Below are 23,450 nucleotides of genomic sequence, written 5' to 3' on the forward strand. Positions count from 1 at the left end.
TACATTATGGATGGAGTTAGTAATTTTGGTATTGCAGGTATTATAACGCTATTAATTTTCTTTATTATGATTGGTCTTGTATTATATCTGGTTTTCTATCTCGTGATGAAGAGGTCTGGCGTCAAAGAGGAAGTATCCGCATTAAGGATGGAAGTGCGAGTATTACAAGAGGAAGTAGAGCGGAACAGGCGGGAATTGGAAAATATGAAGCGTCGATAACCTTTGCAGCATTATATGTGGGTACGCGGAATAGCGCGTACAATAGTATGAGAGGATAGGGGCTTTTCGCCCCTACCTACTCAATACAACGTGACACCGTTCAGTTCATCCTTTGCATACCAAGGATACTCGATCTATTTCTTGGCAAAAAAACTAAGCGTTCCGGTGCTTTCATCTGCACTCACAAACAGGCTGCGTCCGTTAACACGATGAATTCCCTCTGGTGATTCTCCGGCTGTAGGAATAAGACCCAGGTAGTCCGGATTGACCGGATCAGCAAGATCGAAGAACAAAATGGCATCTGCCCGTTCAGAAGCTACGGCTGCATACGTAGTGCCGTCTACAGTAGCAACGGTCAGGTTCTCGACTTCGCTGCCCTTGTTGGGACTGCGATCATCGGGATACAAGCCAACCATGGCAGTTGCCTCGTCAATGAGGTTCTGGCTATCATACATCCGCTGGCCTTGCAGATCCCAGACAGCAATATTACGTCCGCCTGCTTTTACACCATCCTCAAATTCATTCTTGCCCAAGTCCCCTTCATTGGCTGTCAGCAGGTATTTACCATCTGCCGAGAAAGCAATCCCATCCGGTTCATAACGAGCTGTCAATGTCTCTTTAAACTGAACGATACCTTCATCTTTCAGATCGGCTTGATGTGAAGTAGTACCAAGCGCGAAGATCGAGCTGATCTTTTTGGTCTCCAGATCTACGATAGCAACGACATTGTTTTCCTGTAACGTGATGGCTGCTGTTTTACTATCTGGACTAATGGCAACATACTCCGGTTGTGGATCATGCGGATAGATGGCGCCTTCTACATTGTCCAGAGAGACCGACAAGTTGGTGATTGCACCCTCCAATACGTTCCCGCCAGCAAAAGATACAACCATAATGCTACCCGGACGTTTGGTGTTGGCATAGTCAATTTCATCCGCAGCTTTATTCAGTTCTTCATCCTCTATCGCGATCACCGCATGCAGACCGTCAGGTGACAGTGCAATCGAGTCAGGACCAATGCCCAGTTCATACGTTTTGACGGTTTTGTAGGTTGTCAGATCCACAATGGCAAGCAACCCGTTGTTTGCTTCGCTGTCTGTATCCCCTGTACGAATAACAGCAAGACCGTATTTGCCATCTTTGGACACGGTTACGCTTGTAACTTCAGCTTTGGCGGAGAGGTCATGGAAGCTGACCGTCTTCAGTACGTTGATGTTTTTCAGGTCAGCAATATCCAGTATGGCAATGCTACCATTGTCCGCTTCGGTTACGAGCAGGCGCTGTCCATCTGGCGTAGAGGCTGATATTTCTGCTTTGCCACCAGGCATCTGAAACGATGCGGTCTGTTCAAAACCGGTTTTATTTTGTTTCAGGATCAGTTGATCCGTAATTAATTTTAGCGTTTGTGGAGATACATACGTTGTACCTTTGGTGATGTAGCTTTTACTGTCCAAAGGAGTTTTCACACCGTTGATGGTGGCTGATGACGTTCCTACAGGAAGTTGTACTTTAGTATCTGCGATCTGGATATCAACACTGCGACTGCTTCCGTTCCATGTGACCGTACCCTGCATATTTTGGATGGCTGTGCGCAGTACGACATGATCGTTGGCGGGTTTAGTTGCGTCAGCGGCATGAATCATTGATGTGTAGCTGGATGCTCCTGCGGTAAGAATGGCAGTCATCGACAGAACGGCAAGCCATTGATTTCTCTTTTTCAATGTTCCAGATCCCCTTTATCGTTTCGTGTGTAATGAGTTGTACAATTGTTTTAGTATAGGGAGCTTATGTTAAGGAAAGTTAAGAGAAGTCTGCGATTTGTGTAAAAGGTTAGATAAGAGATATTTTTCCAAAATGGATATGTAAGTTAGTGTATAAAATGATGTTGCCACATGAAGAAAAAGCAGACGTGAACCTTCATATATATAGGACTGGTCGAACGGGAGAAAATACGCTAGAATTATAATTGAGAATCATTATCAATTAATTCAGACTTTCTTTACAGGATAATCTGATCAAGATATAGGCGAGGTGAACACCCATGCGCACGGATGATGCATTAGGCGTAGTATATCAGCATTACCTGACCCAGGAACCTTATAGTCAGCAAGATGAACACACATATCTGCTCTCTCCCAAGGCGGGTAGCGGTAAGGTCAAAAGAGTGACAACATACAGTGGCATTGAGATTTTGTATTCCCAGGTTGAATATCATCAGCCTTATCCTACGTATTTTGCGTCCGAGACGTCGATTGTGGAATTGCAATTTGCCTTGTCAGGAGAGCGATATGTGGATATATCCGGTCAGGATTATTCATTATCGATAGGACAAGGGGCCCTTATTTTTATGCATGATTTCGAAGCGTGGTTTCATCCTCCGGCAAGGGAGCTGTATACGTCCTTTTCGCTGGGGATTCCGGTTTCTCTGTTCAATTATGCTGCGGCACAACTGGGCGGTTTCAAGTCGATTGCGTTTAATCAGGTGTTAGGGCGAAAAGTGTTCAAGCCAATTGTATTTCAATTGGATAACCGGATACGAACGATGATCGACAATTTGATTGTAGAATTAAACAACAGTTATCGATCATCCTTAATGATGGAAGCGACAGCCTTGGAGATCTTGAATCGATTTATGATCCAATTGTTTGATCTGGCGCCAATCCCCGCGGGATTCTCCAGAGAGGACATCCGGAAGTTACATACGGCACGGGAGATTATGGAGGCCTGTATGGTAGATCCTCCATCTTTGCTAGCATTGTCCAGACAAGTAGGTCTTAACGATTTTAAATTAAAAAAAGGATTCAAGGCACTTTTCGGAAGCACGGTCTTCGAATATTTGCGTCAGGTTCGTCTCGACAACGCCATGAAATTGCTACGCAATCAGGATAATAACGTCACCGAGGCCGCGATTGCGGTCGGTTACAGCAATGTCAGTGCCTTTTCACAGCAATTTTATCGTAAATTCGGCGTTAAGCCCTCCGAGATGAAAAAGATTTATTAATAATCCGTCTTGCCGTGAATTGTTCCGTATAGAGGCAGTGGGGATTCATTCCGCCTTGTATACTCCAGGTACAGTGGATACTGTACTGAAATATAGAGGAGTGTATAAGCATGAACCGAATCAGAGGAAGTATTTTTTTTAGCGTATTTGCAGCCATGTTGGGTCTGATGCTAATTGCACCCATTATGCCGCCGCTTATTCGCGAGTTGGGCATGAAAGAAAGCCATTCCGGTCTTATTATCTCGCTGGGGTCCATTATGATGGCTGTCATGGCTCCGGTATGGGGCAGATTCAGTGATCTGAAGGGCAGAAAACCGATCATATTGATTGGATTCATAGGCATGTCTGTTAGCTGTGCATTATTTGCTATGGCCTTGTATGGGGGATTAAATGCATGGATCGGAGGGGGCGTGTTGCTAACTCTTCTGATTGTGACACGCAGTCTGATTGGCATGTTCATTCCGGCGGTGCTGTCTTCTGCCCAAGCCTATATGGGGGATGTGACAGAAGGGGAAGAGCGGGGAAGCGGGATGGCGATAATCAGTGCTGCGAATGGACTTGGCCTAGTATTTGGACCTGCGATTGCAGGAGCATTTACCCTTATCGGTCTGCTCTGGCCGCTTTATTTTGGCATTTTTATAGCGATAGCTGCGTTTATTATTGCCTTGCTGTTAATCCCGGCAGCCAAACCGGTCATTCAGGTAAAACCGCCTAAAGTCAACCCGTTCCAACGCGGTTTACGAATGTACCTTGCTGCCGGCTTGGTCACGATGATGGGTATCATGACACTACAGGTTGTCGGGGGATTTTATTTTCAGGATCAACTGGCCCTATCCTCAGCGGCGACGGCTCGAATGGTTTCGTTTGGACTCATGTTCTCTGGAGCAGCGATGTTGATCATGCAGGTCATTCAGATGAAATGGTTGAAATGGCAGCCACGCCCAATGATTTTGCTCGGGTCCCTTTTCCTGATCGCAAGCATGATCCTGTTTTTAGTCTTCAATGTGTTATCCATGTATTATTTCTCGTTTTTCCTGTTTGGCATGGGTTCGGGTCTGATGATGCCGGGGTTCATGGCAGGTGCTTCGCTGGCAGTTAGCAAAGAACAGCAGGGAGGTGCAGCGGGATTGGTAGCAGCGATTCAGGGGATATCCGCCGTCATTACGCCTTTACTTACAACGACACTCTATCAGGTGGACAAACATGTTCCATTTATGCTCGTAGCTGTTCTGGTTGTCTTGCTGGCAATCATGATGCTGGGAATGAGGAAGAATGAATCCAATACTGTAACGGACCCCATTCATTCGTTATAGTCAGACAAAGTCAGAAAATCAAATAAGGTCAAAATGAAAGAAAAAAAGGATCTATTTTAAAATAGTGAACCATGATGAAAGAAAATCGTTTTTTTTCACCAACCACACAAAAGGAGCTGATTTTCATGTTTGATCTGATTCCGTTTCGTAAACGAAATGAAGACCCGTTCGGACACATGCTGAAATCCTTCAATGACATGGTTGAGAACTCATTCCTCTCCCCTTTTGGAACTGGCTCCCAGCCATTTCGGACCGACATTCGTGAGGAAGAAGACAAATATTCGGTAGCACATTAAGGCCAAATTGGAAGAAGGTGTGCTGAAGCTCGAGATTCCGAAACGTCCTGGTGATGATCAATCTCGCAGACGCATTCAAATTGACTAAACCAGATGCAAAATATGTAGCTGAAGAAATTGAGCTATCCCTTTATGGTAATAGGCATGGAAGAACATCTGTAAAGATGTTCTTCCATGTTCTCCCATGAAGGGATTTTTTACATAACCGGGTTAATGGAAGTGAATATGAATTGTGCTGCATAGGAATGTAGCGGCGAAGCCGGATACGGCATCCAAGTTAACACGAATCTGATCGGCTGCATAAGTGAAACTTAGCTGTAAACAAACGTTAGATGCCTCCACAGGGGAGAACATCTCTTGCTGAATATGTTCAAAATGGAAGTGCACCTGCTGTTCCCATTCCTGATCAGCATTATGCGTTAGTACAAGAGAGAGGGATTGTATATTTTGGACTGTTTCCAGCTGCACATCCGTAATTTCGTCATAATGGAAGGGAGGGAAATAGCCCAGAGTTTCGATTACATGTTGCGCTCCGAGAATGGAAGCCAAGGGAGAAAATTCGCGTTCCAACCTCCGGATATCCATTAACTGTGCCTCGTACTGAGGACTTGTATAGAGCAGGAGAGAGTCTGGTTCGCATTCCACGACTGTTCCGATAAAAGCAGCCCAGTTCGCGGTACCTTCCTCACCAACGGTAACAAGCAGTTGATCTTGAGCAAGCAAGTCGATTGCCCTATTGGTATGGAATTTCACTCGAAAACCTTGTCCCTGTATCTGCCAGGGAGTCTGGGGTGCATACCAGAATGGTTCCCGCTCTACGGATCGGACGCTGACGTTTAATGTCCATGCTCTGTTCATTAGACTACCTCCAATTGCCACAAGCTGCGTGGCATCATCTCCACCTGTCTGTATTATTTCTCTGCTGCTGCTTGCATCAGGGCATATATCTTACGTGTGGTATTCACATTTCTTACGGTCATATAAGCATAGACTTTGGAACCCACAAGCTTGTTCATGCCACTTTTGGACGCATCTTCTCTGCTGACCGAATATAAAATCGCTCCGGGAACATAGATTAGTGTGCCGATTCCCGGTTTGATGGGCAGTTGGTCCAGCACGGAGGGCTCATTGATCTCATCCCAAAGGAACATCACATCACTTTTGGCTGTGTCATCATTAACCCATTCTTCTGGCAGCGCCTGAATAACGCTTTGGATTTCATCCATATTCCGCACCATTACCCTGATCTGTAAGCCAAAATCGGCGGCGATGGCCTGTTCTAACACATGGGATATCTCCACATTCGCATTGGCACGTTCCTGATGATCGGCAAAAATAATATTGCCAGAGTTGATATAGGTAACGACATCGAGCATGCCTGCTTGTTCAAACGTTTCTTTCAGCTGCTTCATATTGATTTTATTGTTCCCGCCTACATTAATGCCTCGTAGCAAAGCCACATAGATCATATGGGCGCCCCTCCAATTCCTTCAATTCACCGTTTTTAACAAAAGGACAGATATTCGAAAAGATGAGCAGTATACTCATCTCCCAACAGATCTTGGAATAAAGGTTCCACATGCTCCAGATACTCGGGCTTGGTTTCATAGGTTTCTTCATCTTTTACTTCTCCGGCATAGGTGCGCGCCGCTTCAATCAGGATGGCTAGTGCACTGAAAAAGTCTGACAGCGAATCAGCAACACGGTTTGGTTCTCCACCTGTAAAAGCGGCATATACGGGAGAGTTTGGTGCTTCCACATCTACAATTAACGGATCATCGTTAAAGTTTGCGATGACGACGTGATTTTTTGGCCAAGTGGAGGACTCCTCATAAGGTTCATTCATGCCAATCCAGCGGAACCCCAGTTGCTGACGAAGTAGATGTTCAGGTGCGACAAAGGAGATCAGTGCGGCATCACCGATTTCAACGCCGGCATTTTTCATTTTGAGTGTACCTTCAGCTTCGGAATCCATCATTTCATAATGACTGTACAGGTACTGAAGTTCCGGTGAAATAGGTATTCGTGTATCCACTTCCAGCTGGTACTGTTGTTCGCGTGAACGCAGATCATGATTTTTGAAAAGTCCATAAGCTTCATTATATAAATCCTGCTGTTCCACCAAACGGCTCAAGGCCGCATCCAGTTGTTGCATGATGTCTGAGTCCTCCTAATAACATTGATATAATAACAGGCCGATTCGTTTGATTCTTGGCTATAAGCATTATACTATAACAAACTGGTTGAGGATGTGGTCTCCACCAGTTTACTAACAGGAATAATTAATGGATTATTTTTCTCCATCTTCAAATAGTTGAAAGCTGATATTGTTTTGGAAGAAACCGGGTGACACGTGGTGTCCTCAAAGTTGATTTACCGCGGAGCAAGGTAACCATACGCCTTAGCCGGAGAGTTCGCCTGAGGACGAAAATCTTCGTTGGGTTCATCCATAAATGCCGGGTTTACATATATGGAGTGTGCATCATTGCCAGATCCTTTGATGTAGGCAGCGATGCCGGAGTAGGCTTTATTTTTCCAAACCCACAGGGCATCTTCCTGCTCACCTGGTGAGTAATAGACATTATGGTCAAACACATTGCCGGTATTGCTAGTATATTCGTTGTATATCAGTACTTCCGAGCTGCCCGATACGAGAATGTTACGCATGAATGTATTGTTCTGTGTCCGTGACTGCATGAATAACTGTCCATTGCCTGCATTCAGGGTATCATTCCCCACAAGCGTATTGTACATAATCTTGCTATCCTCGGTAGCTCCTCGTTCCTCGTCATAACCTCCCATGGCAATCCCCGTCAATCTGTTGGAATAAATCAGGTTATCACGCACGGTAATGTTGCTGGTTGAACGTCCGGCATGCTCTGAGGCAATCTCAATTCCGATATCGCTCCGATATACCCGGTTCTGGTCGATGATATGATCTTTCCCGCCATCTACATAGATGCCACCGGCCGAGTTGGTATCATTGGGCAGGTCTGTACCGTAGGAGGGATTATTATTGGACGTAATATCGTATACTTCGTTGCCTCGTACAATGCCGTTCCGAGCTTGATCGTATGTATCATCCTCAGACGTACCCTCGTACCCGATCAGATCAATACCAATATTATCGGAATCATGGATGATATTGTCCTGTATGGCAAAGGTATCGACATTACCGTTGACTGCGAGTGACTCGCTTGAACCAAGTGTAAGATCATACAATTCATTATCCTTGATGATGATATCGCGTAATGCTTGAGGGTGTTCTGTGCCATAAATGGCAATACCATGGGCATCCCTGCCCCGCAAATCGGGACCTTCAGGAGGTGCATAACTAGCAATCGCATGTATGGTGTTGCCTAACAGCTGAATATGCTCACCTGCTCCGTGGACATAGATCCCGGTTGGAACTTGGCCCCCAAGTGTGGTTGTAAAGTTACGAATTTCGAGATTCTGAATCGTGATATAACTGGCATTTTCAATTTCAATTAACCCTTCAATGCCCCGAACAGATAAACCTTTACCATCAATGATAACCTGCTCCTGAGGATAACTTGAAAATAGGGTTGGATTAGCGGAAGAATTACCGCTCCTGGTGATTTTGACTTTCTGATGATACACACCTTCACGCAAATAGATCGTGCTTCCTGGCGAAGCATGGTCGGCTGCGTGCTGCAACGTTTTCCAAGGAGATTGAATGGTTCCTTTATTCGAGTCGTTTCCTTGGGGTGATATGTAATGGATGACCTGGGCATCAGACTTTTGAACAGAAATGGGTTCCTTCATGGAAGATGTATGATTCTGACAACCGGATACGAGCACCATCAGAATCGGAATCATAAGTATAACTACGCGAATCAAATCGTTTCCCCCTTGAATTTAGCTTTGAAGATAGATTATAGCAGATTTGAACGGGTTAATAACCCATGATATGCTCTTATAAAATCAGCGAGGAGACTGCTCATGAATACATTAACGATAGCTGAATTAGTAGATCGGGAGAATCACGCATGGGAAGAACTCAAGGAACTCCTGGACAGCGGGCAAAATACATATGTGTATGTTCCAGCAAAACAAGAGGCTGGAGAGGATACCCTCTATCGTCTGCAAATAAGCACCAAATCCTATTTGGGGGCTGTTGCTTATGAGACAGAAGGTATTGTACTGGACCATGGCTGGATCACGCTGCTTGGTGCGGGTGGTGATAGTACATCGGGGAGTCTCACCAGTTGGAATGGTGTAAGTGAGCAACCTTGGGTAGATGTACTGGAAGGTATGATGGTTGTCGCATATGATGCGGCAGGCGGTTTCTTCGGACTGGATACAGGCAAGTATGGCCGCACGGGACACATATATTATTTTGCACCGGATACACTTGAATGGGAATCGACAGAACTGGCATATTCAGGTTTCATCAACTGGCTGGCGAATGGTGATCTGGAGCAGTTCTATCAGACCTTTCGTTGGAAAGGCTGGCAGGAGGATATGTCTCAGCTCCAGACAGGTCAAGTATTCGCGTATTACCCACCACTTTGGACGCAGGAAGGTGACGGCGAGAGCAGCAGTAAAGCCCCAATTAGCATAATGGAGGCCTGGAAGTTCGCACTGGACGGTAAATAGTTGGCATGCTGCTGTAGGATGAAATCAGGAAAGTAACCGGTAAGTTCAAGTTCATTGAGTGATCTACTTTTAAAAAAACGGTATTTCTGTTCCAAACTAAAACAGGCTCGCGCTTGGCGCGGGCCTGTTTGTTCTACACTTTAAACATCAATTATCAATTGTCCAATGTAACAGGTTTAATGCCAGAGCGTGAAGCTCTGCTATGCCAGATGGTCAGCCCAAGTGAAACAACGCAGACGAGCAACAGACAAGCATACACCACATGATAAGCTTGCTCGACCGAGACTCCCGGAATGCTGTGCAGCAGCAGCCCACACACGGCTACAGACACCGAACCACCGAAGAATTGAATCAGTTGTAACATGCCCATACCTGAACCGATTTGCGCTTTGGGCAGCACACGTGACGCTTCATTATTCAGTGAAGCCATGGAGGCTGACAGTGCCGGTGAGAAAAAGAGATAACCACTGGTAATGATCAAGGTGGACTGATTAAGTCCGAGCATAAATAAGGCAAGTACCGCTGCGAGCAGGATGTGTCCAATGATCATAAATCGCATATTGCCATAACGGTCGATCCAGCGTCCAACAAAACGGGTGCAGAATGCTGCAACGATTGCCCCAGGAGCAATCAGCAAACCAATGGCGAGCGAAGAGCGTCCATATAAATCAGCCAGCACAAGCGGCATCAAAAACAGATTGCCCAGATTCACCACCAGCACGCAGAATCCGATAAGGATTAACCGGGTGTATCCTGGCGTTCGGAATACTTGTGGATTCACAAACGGAAGACTCGCTTTCCGAATATACAGGAGGTGTACAACAAGTGAAATAACGCCAATGGCAAACCACAACCAGGACTGCTGGGTGATCGCGACCAGAAGTGTAGTGGCGTTAATGACGGTTAGTATGGCGCCAATAACATCGAACGGCTGGTCTGTTTTTACGGATTCACGGGGGAGAAAATAGAGCAATACAGGCAGGGCGAGCAGGACAAGCACGGTTATGGCAAAAAGTCCGTTCCAGCCCCAGTACTCGCTAATGAGTCCGCCGACAATGGGGCCAAGTCCAAAAGCCATGGCGCTACCTGATGAGATCAGCGCGATGGCAGCTCCGCGTCGTTCCACCGGGATGTAACGACTTGCAATGACGAGGCCCAGACCGGCCATAACTCCTGCACCTGCAGATTGCAGTATGCGTGTGAGCAACAGGATCGCGAAGTTATGTGCGAACAACCCCAGCAATGAAGATAACCCCAGGATCAGAAGCCCTACTGTTAACAGTTTGCGTACCGGGATACGGTCTGACAATCGACTGTAGATCACTGTCGACAGGGCGTAACCAATCGAATAACTTGAGATGACCCAAGACCCCAAGTCTGAGGTGATCTGTAGATCTTGAATAATGACTGGCAAAGAAACATTGAACATGGTGGTGTTCATCACAACGATGAACAAGCAGCACGTCCAGAGTGGCATGACAATTTTATCTTTCACGGTACCATTCCTGTCTTGGGTATGAATATGAATTCGGATAGAATCTTTAATAGATATTTGATGAAAACCAATATATCATTTTACACCCCATTTCATCATATGGCAATAATGTCATACTAATTCATTCGGATGTGATGAGCATAGAAAGATATTAATAATAAACAATAGACGGATTTCCTGAATTTAACTAAAATGATCATTGAACATACATAAGCAGATGGATCAGCGGTTAGGTAACTAGATATGTAAGTAATTAGCATGTTGAAAATGAAGGAGATTATACCCATGACTCACTTATTATTAATGTCCCATAGCGTATTTCCGACACTTGATATGAATCGAACCGCGCAGTTTTATGAAGAAAAGATGGGCTTTCGGGTAGTTGAATATCTTGATGCCATGGAACCTCACATCTGCCTGTATCGTGATCTGACCGAGATTATTTTGACCCAAAGCAATGGACAGAAAGTTATACCCAACAGAGAATTATATGGCTATGGATATGATGCATATTTTATTACCAAGAACCAGGAAGAGCTTCAACAGGAATTGATCAACTCAGATGTGAAAATCGTACGTGTCCTAAATCATACAGACTACAATAACAAGGAGTTTGTAATCGAGGATATCGATGGACGCTGGATCGCTTTTGGCATCAAACAGGGATAATTAGATACAGAAACAGGCGCTCCGATAACGGGCGCCTGTTTGTGCATGTTATAACTGCAGATCTTACGCCGCAGTAACTTGTTTGCCGCGATTGCGAATCCACTTGATGACATCCATCAGAATGACGGCGACAAGAGCAAGTCCGCCTGCAATCAGGAACTCATTCCAGCCGAATGTATCCGGGATGGCGAAGACGCCGCGAACACCTGGAATCAGTGTGATTGCATAGAGACAGAGACACACGAGGATGGAGCCAAGCACGAATTTATTGGTCATAAAGCCCACCTGGAAGATGGTCTGTGTGTTGGAACGTGCTGCAAAAGTTTGCAGACTGCGTGCCAGAATCAGGGTTGTGAAGGCCATAGCCACACTGATTTCCTCCGAGATGCCAAGTCCGATATATTGGGACACGATAACAGCCGCACCAATCAGGACACCACGCGTAATTACAGCTTGCAGGGTTCCACCTGCGAAGATACCTTCGTTAATATCGCGCGGTTTGCGTCGCATGACATCCGGCTCGGGTTTCTCTGTACCCAAAGCAATGGCAGGCAGGGAGTCGTTTACCAGATTGATGAACAGCAGCTGAAGGGCCGTAAATGGATTAACCCAGCCGACGATCAGGGCAAACAAAATGGCGATAATGGCGCCGAGGTTACCGGCGAACAGGTATGCGATGGCTTTTTTGATGTTATCAAATACCATCCGTCCAACACTGACCGCATTCACGATGGAGACAAAGTTATCATCCGTCAGAATCATGGCAGCCGCATCCTTGGCGACATCGGTTCCGCTACCCATCGCTACACCGATGTCGGCTTGTTTCAGCGCAGGTGCGTCATTAACTCCATCTCCGGTCATGGCTGCCACTTTGCCTTTACGCTGCCATGCACGCACAATCCGGATTTTGTTCTCAGGTGATACTCTGGCGTATACCGAGATGTGTTCGAGTTGTTGATCCAGCTCTTCATCAGACATTTTGTCCAGTTCAGCACCGGTAATGGCGAGATCATCCGGTTCGGCAAGGCCGATATCCACACCGATCGCCTGAGCCGTCGTTTTGTGATCTCCGGTGATCATGATGGTGCGAATGCCCGCTTTTTTGGACTCTTCAATAGAACCGTATACCGCTTCACGCGGTGGGTCAATCATCGCTGTCAGACCAACAAGTGTCAGATCATGCTCGTCATCAATGGTGACCTGGTTTTTATCATCGAATTTTTTGTACGCATAGGCCAGCACACGGAAGGCACGTTTCGAGAAGGCCTCATTTTTCTCTTCAAACTGTGTGCGAATCTCGGGTGTGAGGGGCTGAACTTCACCGTTGATAAACACATGACTACAGCGGCTGAACAGCACATCCGGTCCACCTTTGGTCAGCAAAGCCGTCTGTCCCTCAAACGTATGCACCGTACTCATGAGCTTTCGATCCGAGTCAAAAGGAAGCTCGGCTTCACGCGGGAACTGGTCACGGATTTCATTGTAATCCTTGTTCACCCGGTTGCTGAAGGCAATGAGGGCCACTTCGGTGGGATCACCCAGTTCCTTGCCTTCCTGGTTGATATTCGAATCATTGCAGAGCACTGCAATATGTAACAGACGTCGTTCCTCTTCCGACCACTGATCGGGATCATCGGGGAATTCGTCCTTGGTGCCATGGGGAATGTAATAATCAACGACAGTCATCTTGTTCTGAGTTAGTGTTCCTGTTTTATCGGTACAGATGATGCTTGCAGAACCGAGTGCTTCTACGGCAGGTAGTCTGCGAATGATCGCATGTTGTTTGGCCATCTTATTTGTTCCGAGTGACAATACGATAGTCACAATGGAGGATAGCGCCTCAGGAATGGCAGCAACCGCAACAGCTACAGCAAACATCAGTGCATTTACGATGGACGGCCCGATATTCTCCGTACCTTCGGTCAACCATACACGACCGGCTTCAATGCCAAAGATGAGAATCGACAAGCCAAGGATGAAAAAGCCCAGTTTTTTGCTGAATGATTCCAACTTGCGCTGTAATGGCGTGTTTTTGGCTTCGGCATTTTCAATCAGTTCAGCAATTTTGCCGATTTCGGTTTTGAGAGCCGTACCTGTAATGACAAGCATGCCCCGTCCATATACGACCAGTGAGCCACTGAAGGCCATATTGCGACGATCTCCGATTGGAGCTTCATCCGGGATGGTATCGGCGTGTTTCTCCGCTGCTTCCGATTCTCCGGTCAGCATGCCTTCGTTGATTTTCAGACTGCTTGATTCCAGAATACGCCCGTCTGCCGGGACATAATCACCTGCATCCAGCATAACAATATCACCGGGAACGAGTTCCCTCGCTGGAATGGTCTGTTTCTGGCCGTCACGAATGACCTTGGCTTCGGGTGCAGACATTTGTTTCAACGCGTCGAGCGAGCTCTCGGCTTTTTTGGTCTGCACAACACTAATCACCGCATTGAGCAGAATAACCAGGAATATGATCAACGATTCAATCAGATGTCCAAGTACAACCTGTACAGCGGCTGCAATCAGCAGCACGATGACCATCGGATCTTTGAAATTTTCGAGGAACAGTTTCCAGACGGGTGTTGCATCTTTACCTTTTAACTCGTTATATCCTTCCGTTTCAATTCTCTTGGCAGCTTCGGAGGTCGTGAGTCCCTTGGAGGAACTCTGTACATCCTGAAGGGTTTCCTCCGCACTGTGTCTGTAATGTTGCAATTGACCAGCTCCTTGAATATTAGATTTCTCTGTGTATTACCCTTACGAGCAAAATCTAGAATCGTTTCATTTTCGTATTTTTTTAAGATTATGGATTTATACGTTTTTAGCTGTACACAGTATTTTTCATAATGATCCGAGATATGCCTTTTTTTGAATGTTATTATTTCCAGTTTGGATGAAAGTCTGGAGAAAAATATATAGATGTTGGATCAGAAACTGTGTGCACCATCACACTAGCTCATATCAGGGTCTGTTACGCTATTACATAACGAACCGCGTTTAATCTAAGTTTGGAGGGGAAAGCATATGTTTTGTTATCAGTGCGAACAGACGCCGAGTGGCGGGTGCACCGTGGTAGGGGTATGTGGTAAAAACGAAACAATCGCAAGTTTGCAGGATACGATGATTTTTGCGTTAAAAGGAATCGCTGCTTATGCGACACATGCACGCCAGTTGGGATATCATGATCCTGAGGTGGATCGGATTACACATGAGGCATTATATATGACATTAACGAACTCGAATTTTAATGTACAGGAACACCTGGAGATGGCGATGAAAGTCGGCAATGCAGCAATCCGCATTATGGACGTGCTGGATCGTGCGCACACGGACCGCTTTGGTATACCTCAACCGATTACGGTTAGCCAGAACCAGATTGAAGGACAGTGCATCGTGGTGACGGGACATAATCTGTATGCATTGGAGGAGCTGCTTCGTCAAACTGAAGGTAAAGGAATCAACATCTATACCCACTCGGAAATGTTGCCTGCGCATGGTTATCCGGCGTTGAAGAAATACGCCCATCTCAAGGGTAATATCGGCAAAGCATGGTACGATCAGCGCAGACTGTTCGAACAATTCCCGGGTGCTATTCTTGCAACAACCAACTGTGTCATGCCGATCAAAGGCACATATGCAGACCGCTTTTTCTCCTACGAAGTGGCGGGGCTGGAGGGTGTGGCCAAGATTATGGATGATGACTTCTCACCGCTGATTGAACGTGCATTGTCTCTGCCTGCGGCTAATGTACAGTCGGAGCAAGTCTTAACGACAGGATATCATCATGAGACCGTGATTGGGCTTGCGCCCGAGATTATTCAAGCGGTGAAAGACGGTCATATCCGTCGATTCTTCGTTATTGCAGGTTGTGATGCGCCAGGCAAAGGTGGCAACTACTATCGTGAACTCGCGACCTCCTTACCGAATGATACCGTAATTCTGACGACATCCTGTGGTAAGTTCCGCTTCAATGATGTGGAATATGGTACGGTAGGAGACACGGGTATACCGCGTTATATCGATCTGGGTCAATGCAACAATTCCGGTTCTACGGTGAAAATTGCAATGGCTTTGGCGGATGCTTTTGGCTGTACCGTGAACGAGTTACCTGTCAGCATTGTGCTGTCCTGGTTTGAGCAAAAAGCAGTTGCGATCCTGCTTGGCCTGTTCAGCCTCGGCATTCAGGACATTCGTATTGGACCAAAACCGCCTAAGTTTATATCGGAAGGTGTCTTGGATGTACTCGTAGATATGTTTGGTCTAAAGTTAATTACAACGGCAGAAGAAGATATGAACGCGATGTTGGCACTGTCATAGGATGAGGATGTATATTTACGTGCAACATCATCTGATGACTGCGAATGTCGGTTGTGAGTATGAAGAGTATGACTCATAAGTACAGATGGATAAGAGCCTACATAAAAGTAGGCCTTTTCGACTTTCATAGGTCCATATACCTTGTATAAATGAACATGAAATGTCAGGGAAATTAGTTTTTTTATCCTATTGAAGTTTTTTCGTGGAAATGTGTATATAGATAGAGCAGATTAGAACTTAGCACATCACAAAACACGGGTTTACCGTAATATGAGGAGATCGTACATAATGCATGACACACAGATTGAAGATTGGTTGAAACTCGCAGGTGGCAAGGAGAACATCAAGCTCGTAGAACACGATAAGGGCACAACAACGCTGGTACTGAAGGAAAGTACACAATTGAACATGTCGGCTCTTACCTCCGCAGATGTTGTAGCAAATATTCGGGTAACAGGTGAGCAGTGTCATCTGGTAATAAGAGATGAATCTTTACTTATCTACAATATGTTACTGGGTATGGACGCTTGGGATTCGACAGGGACAGCGTTGCAGGAAGCGGGACACGCGAAGAAAAACGGATTCTCGATCTTACATTTTGTATCCGATGTATTCAGGCCCTTGATGCCTGCAATTCTCGGAGCCGCTGTTATTAAAATTATAGTCGCCATTATTGCGTTAATGGATACGTACAGTTCTGCGGACTCTTCAGCATTGATGGACAGCCAGACCTTTACGATCTTCAGGATCATTGAAGACAGTGTATTTTATGTACTGCCTATATTGGTAGCAATCAGCACAGCGTATCGGTTGAAGAGTAATATCTATGTTGCAGCATCTATTGGCGGACTCATGTTTTATCCGGAGATGACCATGCTGATGTCAGGGGAAAAAGAGGTGCATTTCCTGGGTTTGCCACTTGTGTCTCAGCCTGCTTTTTACTCTACGCCCATCTGGGTCATTCTCACGATCTGTGCAGCGGCCTACCTGGAAAGAGTCATTGAACGATGGAGTCCAAAATTCTCCAAAGGGATGGGTGCTCCATTCCTGACGTTACTGATTCTTGTTCCACTAGTATTGATGATACTTGGTCCAGTCGGCACCTGGATTGATGAATATCTGCCGGAGGCATTGAATTCACTAGTAGCTAATGCTCCAGTGTTGTCGGTGATGTTACTGGGAGCTGTCTTCTCACTGATGTTAATTATAGGATTACACTACTGGCTGATTGCCATCATCATTAATGAAATGGTTATGAATGGTGGTTCTATGGTGATTGCTGCCATGTTAGTGGCGATTGTTGGACAAGCGGGGGCCGCGCTTGCAAACGGAATCCGCTCGAAAGAGCCAACATCCAGAAGACTGGCTTTCTGGGCTACTGGAACAGCCTTCCTTGGAGTGGTAGAGCCTGCATTGTATGCGGTCAACATGAGAAAAAGATCCTCTTTCTATGCGGCATTGCTGGGTGGAGCAGCGGGTGGACTGTATTTTGGATTGTTATCTGTCAAGGCATTTGCTATGGTGGGGAATCCGAGCTTGGTCAGTCTCCCGCTCTTCATCGAAGAGGGTGGCCTGAATCTGTTACACACATGCATTGGTGTGGTTATTGCTTTCGGTGTCTCAGGTGGACTAACGTATTGGATGGCAGGAAAAGGACAGAAACGGGGACAGGGGTCACCGAAACTCAGCATTGAGTAAAACGTAAATCGTAAAACGTACTAATTGAGAAGTAGTATTAAAGTTGTAAGAAAGAGCCTGTACCTGATGGTACGGGCCTTTTGTTGTTTTTGTATCTGAAAAATACAAGTATGAAATGCTCAGTAGTTGTCCACCATTTTATTCAAACCATAGCTTGTTGGTTATGGAGTTGTCATGTATTTTGATATAGTGAAACCTATAAATCTGGATTATTAATCCCTTTGAAAGGATAACCTATGTCTGACAACATGGAATGGATTGCTCAATGGAAGTCAACGAATGCACTAAGCAACGCATGGATAACGAAAGGCGAGCTGCATCACTTTCCCAGTCACACCTTGATATTTATCATTGATGGAAAAGCGATCTGGAATATAAATGGACATCGAGTTCACGTCTCCTATGGAGAATTAATTGCGCTTGAAGAGAACTCCGTAATGGAGGTCATTGAAGGTGGCAACCTGGATCTGGCAGGCTGTCATGTTCAGTTCGATACATATTCGGTGCTGCATGATAGACGGGAAGCTGAGAAGTTCGAATGGCGGTTACCGTCCGGAGAGGCTTATCAGAAAGTGCAACTGTCCGGTGGAAGTCTGGCAAGTATCATTCAGCATTGGAGTGAAGTGCATACACCGGATCAGAGTGCAGAAAGGGTTGGCAATCAGCATTTGTTATATGAGTTGTTAAGTAATCTATATCGGAAACAGCCGGATAACGAGTTGAAGCCAGAACACGGTATACTTCGCTCCATTGACTACATGCAGCAGCATTATGATCAGGTCATTACACGTACACAGTTAGCTCAGATTGCCGGTATTAGTCCATGGCATTACTCCCGCAAATTTAGCGAGCGATATGGTAAGCCACCTCTGGATTATCTGGCCCACTACCGGATCTATCGCGCGCAGGAAGAACTGATATTAACCGCTGCAACCTCACAGGATATTGCCAAAAAGACTGGATTTGAAGATGCTCATTATTTTAGCCGACGATTCAAACAGTTGACTGGCGTATCACCTAAGATATATAGGCAGACGATGACGCAGCGCAAGATGGTGTCACTTTCTCCAATCTGTGCAGAAATTATGATTCATCTGGGTGTCATCCCCCATGCCGTAGTGGTCACCCCAATCCTGCTGTCCCCACATCACCATGAACAATTTATAGCGCATGGAGTGCAGATGCTGGAGGTAACACAGTATGAGGTGGAGATAGAACTTGTTCGACAAGTTCAACCGGAGATGTTGATTGGAAACGTATTAACGGAAGAGCTCAAAAGGGAGCTGCGCACAATCGCACCGATTCTGACTGGACTTCATCAAGATGTAGAACCAATGCTCGATCAATTGGCAGCCTGGTTTCTTAAAGAAGATGAGGCTTATAGACTGCATCAGCAGATGAAACACGAAGTCAGTTTAGCTAAGCGACAGTTGCAACCCATCATCCAATCCGAGGCCACAGTCATGTTGCTAAGGGTAGAAGCGTTTGGTTATCGATATCTGGGTGGGCATTCACACGGGGTATCACACTTGTTATATGAACAGCTTGGATTAACACTGCCGCAAGCACTGAATTCAGGTACAGCATGGTTTAACCCTTGTTCGCTTGAACTACTCACACAAGCCAATCCCGATTATCTGTTTGTGGAGAAGCGGATCATGCAGCACTTCAGTGCTGAAGAGAATATGAGGAAACTATGGGAGAGTCCGCAATGGAACGAGCTGAAGGCTGTGAAAAATAATCGGGTATTTTACGTAGATACTCACCTGTGGGTAGACGGTCACGGAATAACGGGACACACTCTGATTCTTAATCAGATCATTCGCCATTTTACGGAACCTCTTCATGAAAGAGCACAATAATCCAACTGAATACGCACGATATGCTATGGAAGCAACACTTCTTATTTGATACTATTTGATAATAATTATCATTATCAATATAATATACATAAGGGGCGAAGTATATCATGTCACGAAGATTTAAAGGGTTGGGCATCATGCTGTTGGTGATCAGTATGATGTTGGCGGCATGTTCCGGTGGAACCAAGGAAGAGAATGCTACAGCTGGAACAGCAGGGGCTTCAACTGAAGGAGCAGCGAGTACTGCAGAAGAAACAGCGACTGAAAGTGGGACTAAGGTGGTGAAGGATCAGTTTGGAGAAGTAACGATTCCAACTCATCCTCAAAATCTGGTTGTGTTTGATTCGATCTATGCCGAGTACCTGATTGAGATGGGTGTTACACCCCAAATCGTTTTGTTAACTCCAGAAGTTGAAGCGGAATACCGTCCTGATTATTTGAAAGAACACGGGGTCCAGATCATTGAAGTCGAGCAATATCAATATAATTATGAGCAGTTGCTTGCGTTGTCACCGGATATGATTCTTACCGCTGGCGAAGGTATGGAACAGGGCGTATATGATGAATTGTCCAAAATCGCTCCTACGGTGGCACTGGATGCCAACAGTGAAATGAAGCGTGCTATGCCAAAGCTGGCTGCCATATTCGATAAGACCGAAGAATCTGCCAAAGTACTGGCTGAATTCGATGAGAAAGCCTCACAAGCGAAAGAGAAAATCGCGGCAGCCTTGGGAGAAAAGACCGTATTGGTTCTCCGGGTTGAGCACAATCGTTACCGTTTCATGGGTCCCAAAGGAGGAAGCAGCAGTGTTTTCTTCTATGATATCCTGGGCCTGAATAGTCCTGAAGCTATTAAAGACTCTACAGATTGGTTTAGCCAGTTCTCCCTGGAATTCTTGCCTGAGATGAATCCGGATTATATTTTCCTGGAAGACAGAACCCTCGTAGGTTATGACACGAAGAAATCTATGGAAGATCTAAAAGCAAGCCAAGTGTGGTCGAATCTGGAGGCTGTGAAGAATGATCATGTCTTCCCGTTGAAGACAAGCCAATTCGTATCGGGTGTGGGTCCGATTGGATCTGTAAAATTGATGGACTATGTTGTTGAAAAGTTGGTGCCTTAAATGACAACGGAGACACAATTGGATATCTACGATATTTCGATTATTGGTGGTGGGCCTGCTGGCATGTATGCTTCATTTTATAGTGGTATGAGAGCCATGCGTACCAAGATCATCGAAGCCAAGCAGGAACTGGGTGGATTCATGCGTACGTACCCGGAGAAGTTGATCTGGGATGTGGGCGGGATTGATCCAATTCGCTGTGAGAAGCTGATTGAATCGCTGGAGAGACAAGCGAGAACGTTCGATCCAACGATTGTGTTTGGGCAGGAAATAGCCGAGCTTGAACGACGTGAGGATGGTGTATTTGTACTCATTTCCAAAACAGGCGAGCGTCATTACACACGTACTATTCTGTTATGTGCGGGTAGAGGCATGACTCAGGTGCAAAAGCTGGATGTCGAGGGTGCCAATCGGTATGAGCTGACAAATCTGCACTATACGATAACCGACCTGTCCCGATTTGCCGGGAAGCGTGTTCTGATCTCGGGTGGCGGCGATTCCGCAGTCGACTGGGCGAATGAAATGGGCAAGATCGCAAGTGAAGTTACGGTGGCACACAGACGTCATGAATTTACCGGACACGAGTCGCCAGTTGCTCAGATGAAAGCTCAAGCCAACGTCATGACGCCATTTAGCATCTCACGCTTATACGGTACAGGAGACAAAATCGATCGTGTCGAGCTAGCCCATGTAGAAACTGGTGAGATCACACATGTTGAAGTGGATGAAGTTGTCGTAAGCCATGGGTATGATCGTGATTTCGGTAACCTTGTGCAATGGGGACTAGAGAAGGAAGATTACGGCGTGTCCGTTGATCAGCGCATGCGTACCAACATTCCAGGCATATTCGGAGCAGGTGATTTCATCACTTATGGAAGCAAAGTCAGGCTGATCGCAGGTGCTTTTAACGATGCGGTGCTCGCAGTCAACAGTGCCAAGACGTATCTGGAACCTGCTGCTTCCGATATGGCGGGTGTATCCTCTCACAATGCCCGTTTTTTTGAGAAAAACAAGGCCATTTCCAACACGTAGCAGGTTAGCATGGTGAAGAAGCCCGACACAAGTTTGAGATTTCCTCAAAATTGTGTCGGGCTTCGGCGTATGCTTATTGATAATAGCGACATATTCAAACCAAATAAAACAGCGCCACCTAAATCGTTCTGGTGGGCGCTGTTTGTGTAATCTTTTTTGAGCTGGATAAAAAGTCTTGAATCCCAGACTGCCGATCTTGGCGAATGGAAAGAGGATTTTCTAAGGAACTCAGGACATCTTAATTGGCCTTCAGGTCCTCTTTTTAAATTCTAAGGAACATCAGACACGTTATCTACCAAAATTCCCTAATAAAAACACTGAAAACGGCTTTTTAATCGGATATAGAGTGTCTCAGGTTCCTTAGATTTCTGCAGGTGCTTCAAATCGTTGAATAAGACGCCTCAGATTCGTTAGCGCTCGCTCCATGCTATGATCTAACCGGCAGCGAGCCTAGAGGACGACCCTGAATCCCGCCCGAAGCGAAGCTTTTCATTATAAGGGAGAAATCTGCTTTTACGACGTCTTGATCGCTTGCTCGCACTTGAAGGGCACGTTCTCATACATTCAGGATTCAGTGCGCTTGCCTGTTCCGGACACGTTCAGGTTCGCTAACTTTTCTTAAATTTGAAGACTTGCTCTAATTCAGCTCAGTCTGTCCACTTGCGAGTCGATCTGCGATCTCTTCGGCCTGTAGAATGGAGGTATAGGGATCAGCGGTGAAATATTTATGGATATCCAGTTTGAAGATATGATTGTTCTGCACCGCAGGCAGATTGCCCCAGACGTTAGGCAACAGAGTGTGATCTTTCGAGCCTTCTGTAACCATCATCAGCAGGTAATCACCCACGTACTCTCCGAATACTTCCGCGCTAGCTTCCAGGTTTTCTTTGCCTGGGTCCAGAAGATCTGACTTCACCTTGGGTGCCGGAGTCAGCCCTAGCAATTCATAGGCAGCTCTTCCACCACGATTGGCACTGTTACCTATAATGGCTGGATTCTTCAAAAAGTTAAAATCGGCAACGGTAAAGGTGGCACTGTCTGGAATCACATCTTTGATTTTGGCCTGAGCAGCTGCGATCCGCTGTTTAAACGATTTGTTCCACGCTATGGCTTCTGCTTGGCGATTCAGAATATCGCCCATGGCGGTCACCTCGGCTTCCATGGAATCATACTGATCGGGTACGAATACGACAGTCGGAGCGATTTTGGAATAGGTCTGGAATTTCTCCTGGTCCCATGTGATAATCAGATCCGGTTCCAACTCTACCATTTTCTCAAGTGAAACCTCACTATGGTTACCCAAATCCGCGCTATCCACAAGTTTGTCACGCAGGAACATTCCATAATCCAGCAGGCTGCTCGGCACACCAACAGGTGCTACGCCGACAGCCAGAACATGTCCTATATTCCAATCAACAACTACCCGCTCCGGGTTGAGGGGGACTGTAACGTCTCCCATCATCGTGGAGAGTGTTCTTGTTTGCGGTGCGGTGTTTCCTGTTTCTGTTGTGACGGGTTCCACCGTCTCTTTCTGGGTGCAACCACTAATGAATATGGCCATGATCAGCAAAACAGGCAGGGCTATACGATACCAAGCTTTCTTAAACAACATGACAAACCCTCTTTCTAATTGATAATGATTTTCATTTAATATAACTCTAGAGGCAATCTTGCGATTGCACAATAACCGATTCGGAAGCGGAAGCATAACCATTTCAGAACTCAATCGACAGGTTGAACTGAGAATGATTATCATATATGATGAGGCGAAGCTTTGGATGTGGTAACGAGAAATAAAGAAAGG

General features: G+C 45.9%; 20 protein-coding genes. 12 read left to right on the forward strand and 8 right to left on the reverse strand.

The features are described from left to right. Positions 1-6 precede the first annotated feature (6 nt). Positions 7-219 (forward strand): hypothetical protein, encoded by a 213-nt coding sequence (locus D829_RS0101555; RefSeq protein WP_017687076.1) that lies wholly within the window; start codon positions 7-9, stop codon positions 217-219. A 134-nt stretch (positions 220-353) separates the two neighbouring features. Here D829_RS0101555 and D829_RS0101560 read toward each other — a convergent pair whose 3' ends face one another. After that, positions 354-1,940: a stalk domain-containing protein gene (locus tag D829_RS0101560; RefSeq protein WP_017687077.1), complete on the reverse strand. Its 1,587-nt coding sequence runs from the start codon at positions 1,938-1,940 to the stop codon at positions 354-356. A 320-nt stretch (positions 1,941-2,260) separates the two neighbouring features. Between D829_RS0101560 and D829_RS0101565 the strand changes: the two genes are divergently transcribed. The 4 genes from D829_RS0101565 (at position 2,261) to D829_RS34355 (ending at position 4,917) form a co-directional block, all read left to right on the forward strand. Continuing rightward, positions 2,261-3,220 (forward strand): AraC family transcriptional regulator, encoded by a 960-nt coding sequence (locus tag D829_RS0101565; protein WP_017687078.1) that lies wholly within the window; start codon positions 2,261-2,263, stop codon positions 3,218-3,220. Positions 3,221-3,330: 110 nt separating this feature from the next. Then, the gene (locus tag D829_RS0101570; RefSeq protein WP_017687079.1) at positions 3,331-4,533 is read left to right on the forward strand and encodes an MFS transporter; all 1,203 of its coding nucleotides are present in this window, start codon (positions 3,331-3,333) and stop codon (positions 4,531-4,533) included. A 125-nt stretch (positions 4,534-4,658) separates the two neighbouring features. Then, positions 4,659-4,829, forward strand: coding sequence for a hypothetical protein (locus D829_RS32750; RefSeq protein WP_017687080.1), 171 nt, complete (start codon positions 4,659-4,661; stop codon positions 4,827-4,829). Between the two features lie 19 nt (positions 4,830-4,848). Further along, positions 4,849-4,917 carry a hypothetical protein gene (locus D829_RS34355; protein ID WP_342357460.1) on the forward strand — a complete coding sequence of 23 codons (69 nt, stop codon included), beginning with the start codon at positions 4,849-4,851 and terminating at the stop codon, positions 4,915-4,917. Between the two features lie 122 nt (positions 4,918-5,039). Here the strand turns inward: D829_RS34355 and D829_RS0101585 are convergent, their stop codons facing one another. From D829_RS0101585 to D829_RS0101600, 4 genes are all read right to left on the reverse strand, one after another. Further along, positions 5,040-5,687 (reverse strand): Imm50 family immunity protein, encoded by a 648-nt coding sequence (locus tag D829_RS0101585; protein WP_017687081.1) that lies wholly within the window; start codon positions 5,685-5,687, stop codon positions 5,040-5,042. Positions 5,688-5,740: 53 nt separating this feature from the next. Then, a complete protein-coding gene (locus tag D829_RS0101590; RefSeq protein ID WP_017687082.1) occupies positions 5,741-6,298 on the reverse strand; it encodes a DUF1697 domain-containing protein in 558 nt (185 codons plus the stop codon). Positions 6,299-6,333: 35 nt separating this feature from the next. Further along, positions 6,334-6,984, reverse strand: a complete 651-nt coding sequence (locus D829_RS0101595) for a hypothetical protein (RefSeq protein WP_017687083.1) — start codon at positions 6,982-6,984, stop codon at positions 6,334-6,336. Positions 6,985-7,202: 218 nt separating this feature from the next. Next, the gene (locus tag D829_RS0101600; protein WP_017687084.1) at positions 7,203-8,690 is read right to left on the reverse strand and encodes a DUF1565 domain-containing protein; all 1,488 of its coding nucleotides are present in this window, start codon (positions 8,688-8,690) and stop codon (positions 7,203-7,205) included. Between the two features lie 102 nt (positions 8,691-8,792). Between D829_RS0101600 and D829_RS0101605 the strand changes: the two genes are divergently transcribed. Beyond that, positions 8,793-9,449, forward strand: coding sequence for a DUF2625 domain-containing protein (locus tag D829_RS0101605; RefSeq protein WP_017687085.1), 657 nt, complete (start codon positions 8,793-8,795; stop codon positions 9,447-9,449). Positions 9,450-9,603: 154 nt separating this feature from the next. On the opposite strand, the gene D829_RS0101610 is transcribed toward D829_RS0101605, so the two are convergent. Then, positions 9,604-10,944, reverse strand: coding sequence for an MFS transporter (locus D829_RS0101610; RefSeq protein ID WP_017687086.1), 1,341 nt, complete (start codon positions 10,942-10,944; stop codon positions 9,604-9,606). Positions 10,945-11,229: 285 nt separating this feature from the next. Between D829_RS0101610 and D829_RS0101615 the strand changes: the two genes are divergently transcribed. Continuing rightward, positions 11,230-11,613, forward strand: a complete 384-nt coding sequence (locus D829_RS0101615; protein ID WP_017687087.1) for a VOC family protein — start codon at positions 11,230-11,232, stop codon at positions 11,611-11,613. 63 nt (positions 11,614-11,676) lie between these two features. Here the strand turns inward: D829_RS0101615 and D829_RS0101620 are convergent, their stop codons facing one another. Continuing rightward, positions 11,677-14,328, reverse strand: coding sequence for a cation-translocating P-type ATPase (locus tag D829_RS0101620; protein WP_017687088.1), 2,652 nt, complete (start codon positions 14,326-14,328; stop codon positions 11,677-11,679). Between the two features lie 309 nt (positions 14,329-14,637). Between D829_RS0101620 and hcp the strand changes: the two genes are divergently transcribed. The 5 genes from hcp (at position 14,638) to D829_RS0101645 (ending at position 21,646) form a co-directional block, all read left to right on the forward strand. Then, complete coding sequence (gene hcp, locus D829_RS0101625) at positions 14,638-15,930, forward strand: hydroxylamine reductase (RefSeq protein ID WP_017687089.1); 1,293 nt, start codon at positions 14,638-14,640, stop codon at positions 15,928-15,930. A gap of 288 nt (positions 15,931-16,218) precedes the next feature. Further along, positions 16,219-17,628, forward strand: a complete 1,410-nt coding sequence (locus D829_RS0101630; protein WP_017687090.1) for a PTS transporter subunit EIIC — start codon at positions 16,219-16,221, stop codon at positions 17,626-17,628. Positions 17,629-17,864: 236 nt separating this feature from the next. Further along, on the forward strand, positions 17,865-19,490 hold the full coding sequence (locus D829_RS0101635) for a helix-turn-helix domain-containing protein (RefSeq protein WP_017687091.1): 1,626 nt from the start codon (positions 17,865-17,867) through the stop codon (positions 19,488-19,490). 107 nt (positions 19,491-19,597) lie between these two features. After that, positions 19,598-20,614 carry an ABC transporter substrate-binding protein gene (locus D829_RS0101640; RefSeq protein WP_017687092.1) on the forward strand — a complete coding sequence of 339 codons (1,017 nt, stop codon included), beginning with the start codon at positions 19,598-19,600 and terminating at the stop codon, positions 20,612-20,614. Continuing rightward, the gene (locus D829_RS0101645) at positions 20,615-21,646 is read left to right on the forward strand and encodes an NAD(P)/FAD-dependent oxidoreductase (RefSeq protein ID WP_017687093.1); all 1,032 of its coding nucleotides are present in this window, start codon (positions 20,615-20,617) and stop codon (positions 21,644-21,646) included. A 637-nt stretch (positions 21,647-22,283) separates the two neighbouring features. On the opposite strand, the gene D829_RS30230 is transcribed toward D829_RS0101645, so the two are convergent. Beyond that, positions 22,284-23,258 carry an ABC transporter substrate-binding protein gene (locus D829_RS30230; protein WP_017687094.1) on the reverse strand — a complete coding sequence of 325 codons (975 nt, stop codon included), beginning with the start codon at positions 23,256-23,258 and terminating at the stop codon, positions 22,284-22,286. Positions 23,259-23,450 lie beyond the last annotated feature (192 nt).

The sequence above is a fragment of the Paenibacillus sp. PAMC 26794 genome (genome assembly GCF_000316035.1).
Lineage (GTDB): Bacteria > Bacillota > Bacilli > Paenibacillales > Paenibacillaceae > Paenibacillus.

Excerpts from the sequence above, each read along its gene's own strand:
- D829_RS0101555 (WP_017687076.1), top strand. The coding sequence starts at position 7 with ATGGATGGAGTTAGTAATTTTGGTATTGCAGGTATTATAACGCTATTA.
- D829_RS0101565 (WP_017687078.1), top strand. The coding sequence starts at position 2,261 with ATGCGCACGGATGATGCATTAGGCGTAGTATATCAGCATTACCTGACC.
- D829_RS0101570 (WP_017687079.1), top strand. The coding sequence starts at position 3,331 with ATGAACCGAATCAGAGGAAGTATTTTTTTTAGCGTATTTGCAGCCATG.
- D829_RS32750 (WP_017687080.1), top strand. The coding sequence starts at position 4,659 with ATGTTTGATCTGATTCCGTTTCGTAAACGAAATGAAGACCCGTTCGGA.
- D829_RS0101585 (WP_017687081.1), bottom strand. The coding sequence starts at position 5,687 with ATGAACAGAGCATGGACATTAAACGTCAGCGTCCGATCCGTAGAGCGG.
- D829_RS0101590 (WP_017687082.1), bottom strand. The coding sequence starts at position 6,298 with ATGATCTATGTGGCTTTGCTACGAGGCATTAATGTAGGCGGGAACAAT.
- D829_RS0101595 (WP_017687083.1), bottom strand. The coding sequence starts at position 6,984 with ATGCAACAACTGGATGCGGCCTTGAGCCGTTTGGTGGAACAGCAGGAT.
- D829_RS0101605 (WP_017687085.1), top strand. The coding sequence starts at position 8,793 with ATGAATACATTAACGATAGCTGAATTAGTAGATCGGGAGAATCACGCA.
- D829_RS0101615 (WP_017687087.1), top strand. The coding sequence starts at position 11,230 with ATGACTCACTTATTATTAATGTCCCATAGCGTATTTCCGACACTTGAT.
- hcp (WP_017687089.1), top strand. The coding sequence starts at position 14,638 with ATGTTTTGTTATCAGTGCGAACAGACGCCGAGTGGCGGGTGCACCGTG.
- D829_RS0101630 (WP_017687090.1), top strand. The coding sequence starts at position 16,219 with ATGCATGACACACAGATTGAAGATTGGTTGAAACTCGCAGGTGGCAAG.
- D829_RS0101635 (WP_017687091.1), top strand. The coding sequence starts at position 17,865 with ATGTCTGACAACATGGAATGGATTGCTCAATGGAAGTCAACGAATGCA.
- D829_RS0101640 (WP_017687092.1), top strand. The coding sequence starts at position 19,598 with ATGTCACGAAGATTTAAAGGGTTGGGCATCATGCTGTTGGTGATCAGT.
- D829_RS0101645 (WP_017687093.1), top strand. The coding sequence starts at position 20,615 with ATGACAACGGAGACACAATTGGATATCTACGATATTTCGATTATTGGT.
- D829_RS30230 (WP_017687094.1), bottom strand. The coding sequence starts at position 23,258 with ATGTTGTTTAAGAAAGCTTGGTATCGTATAGCCCTGCCTGTTTTGCTG.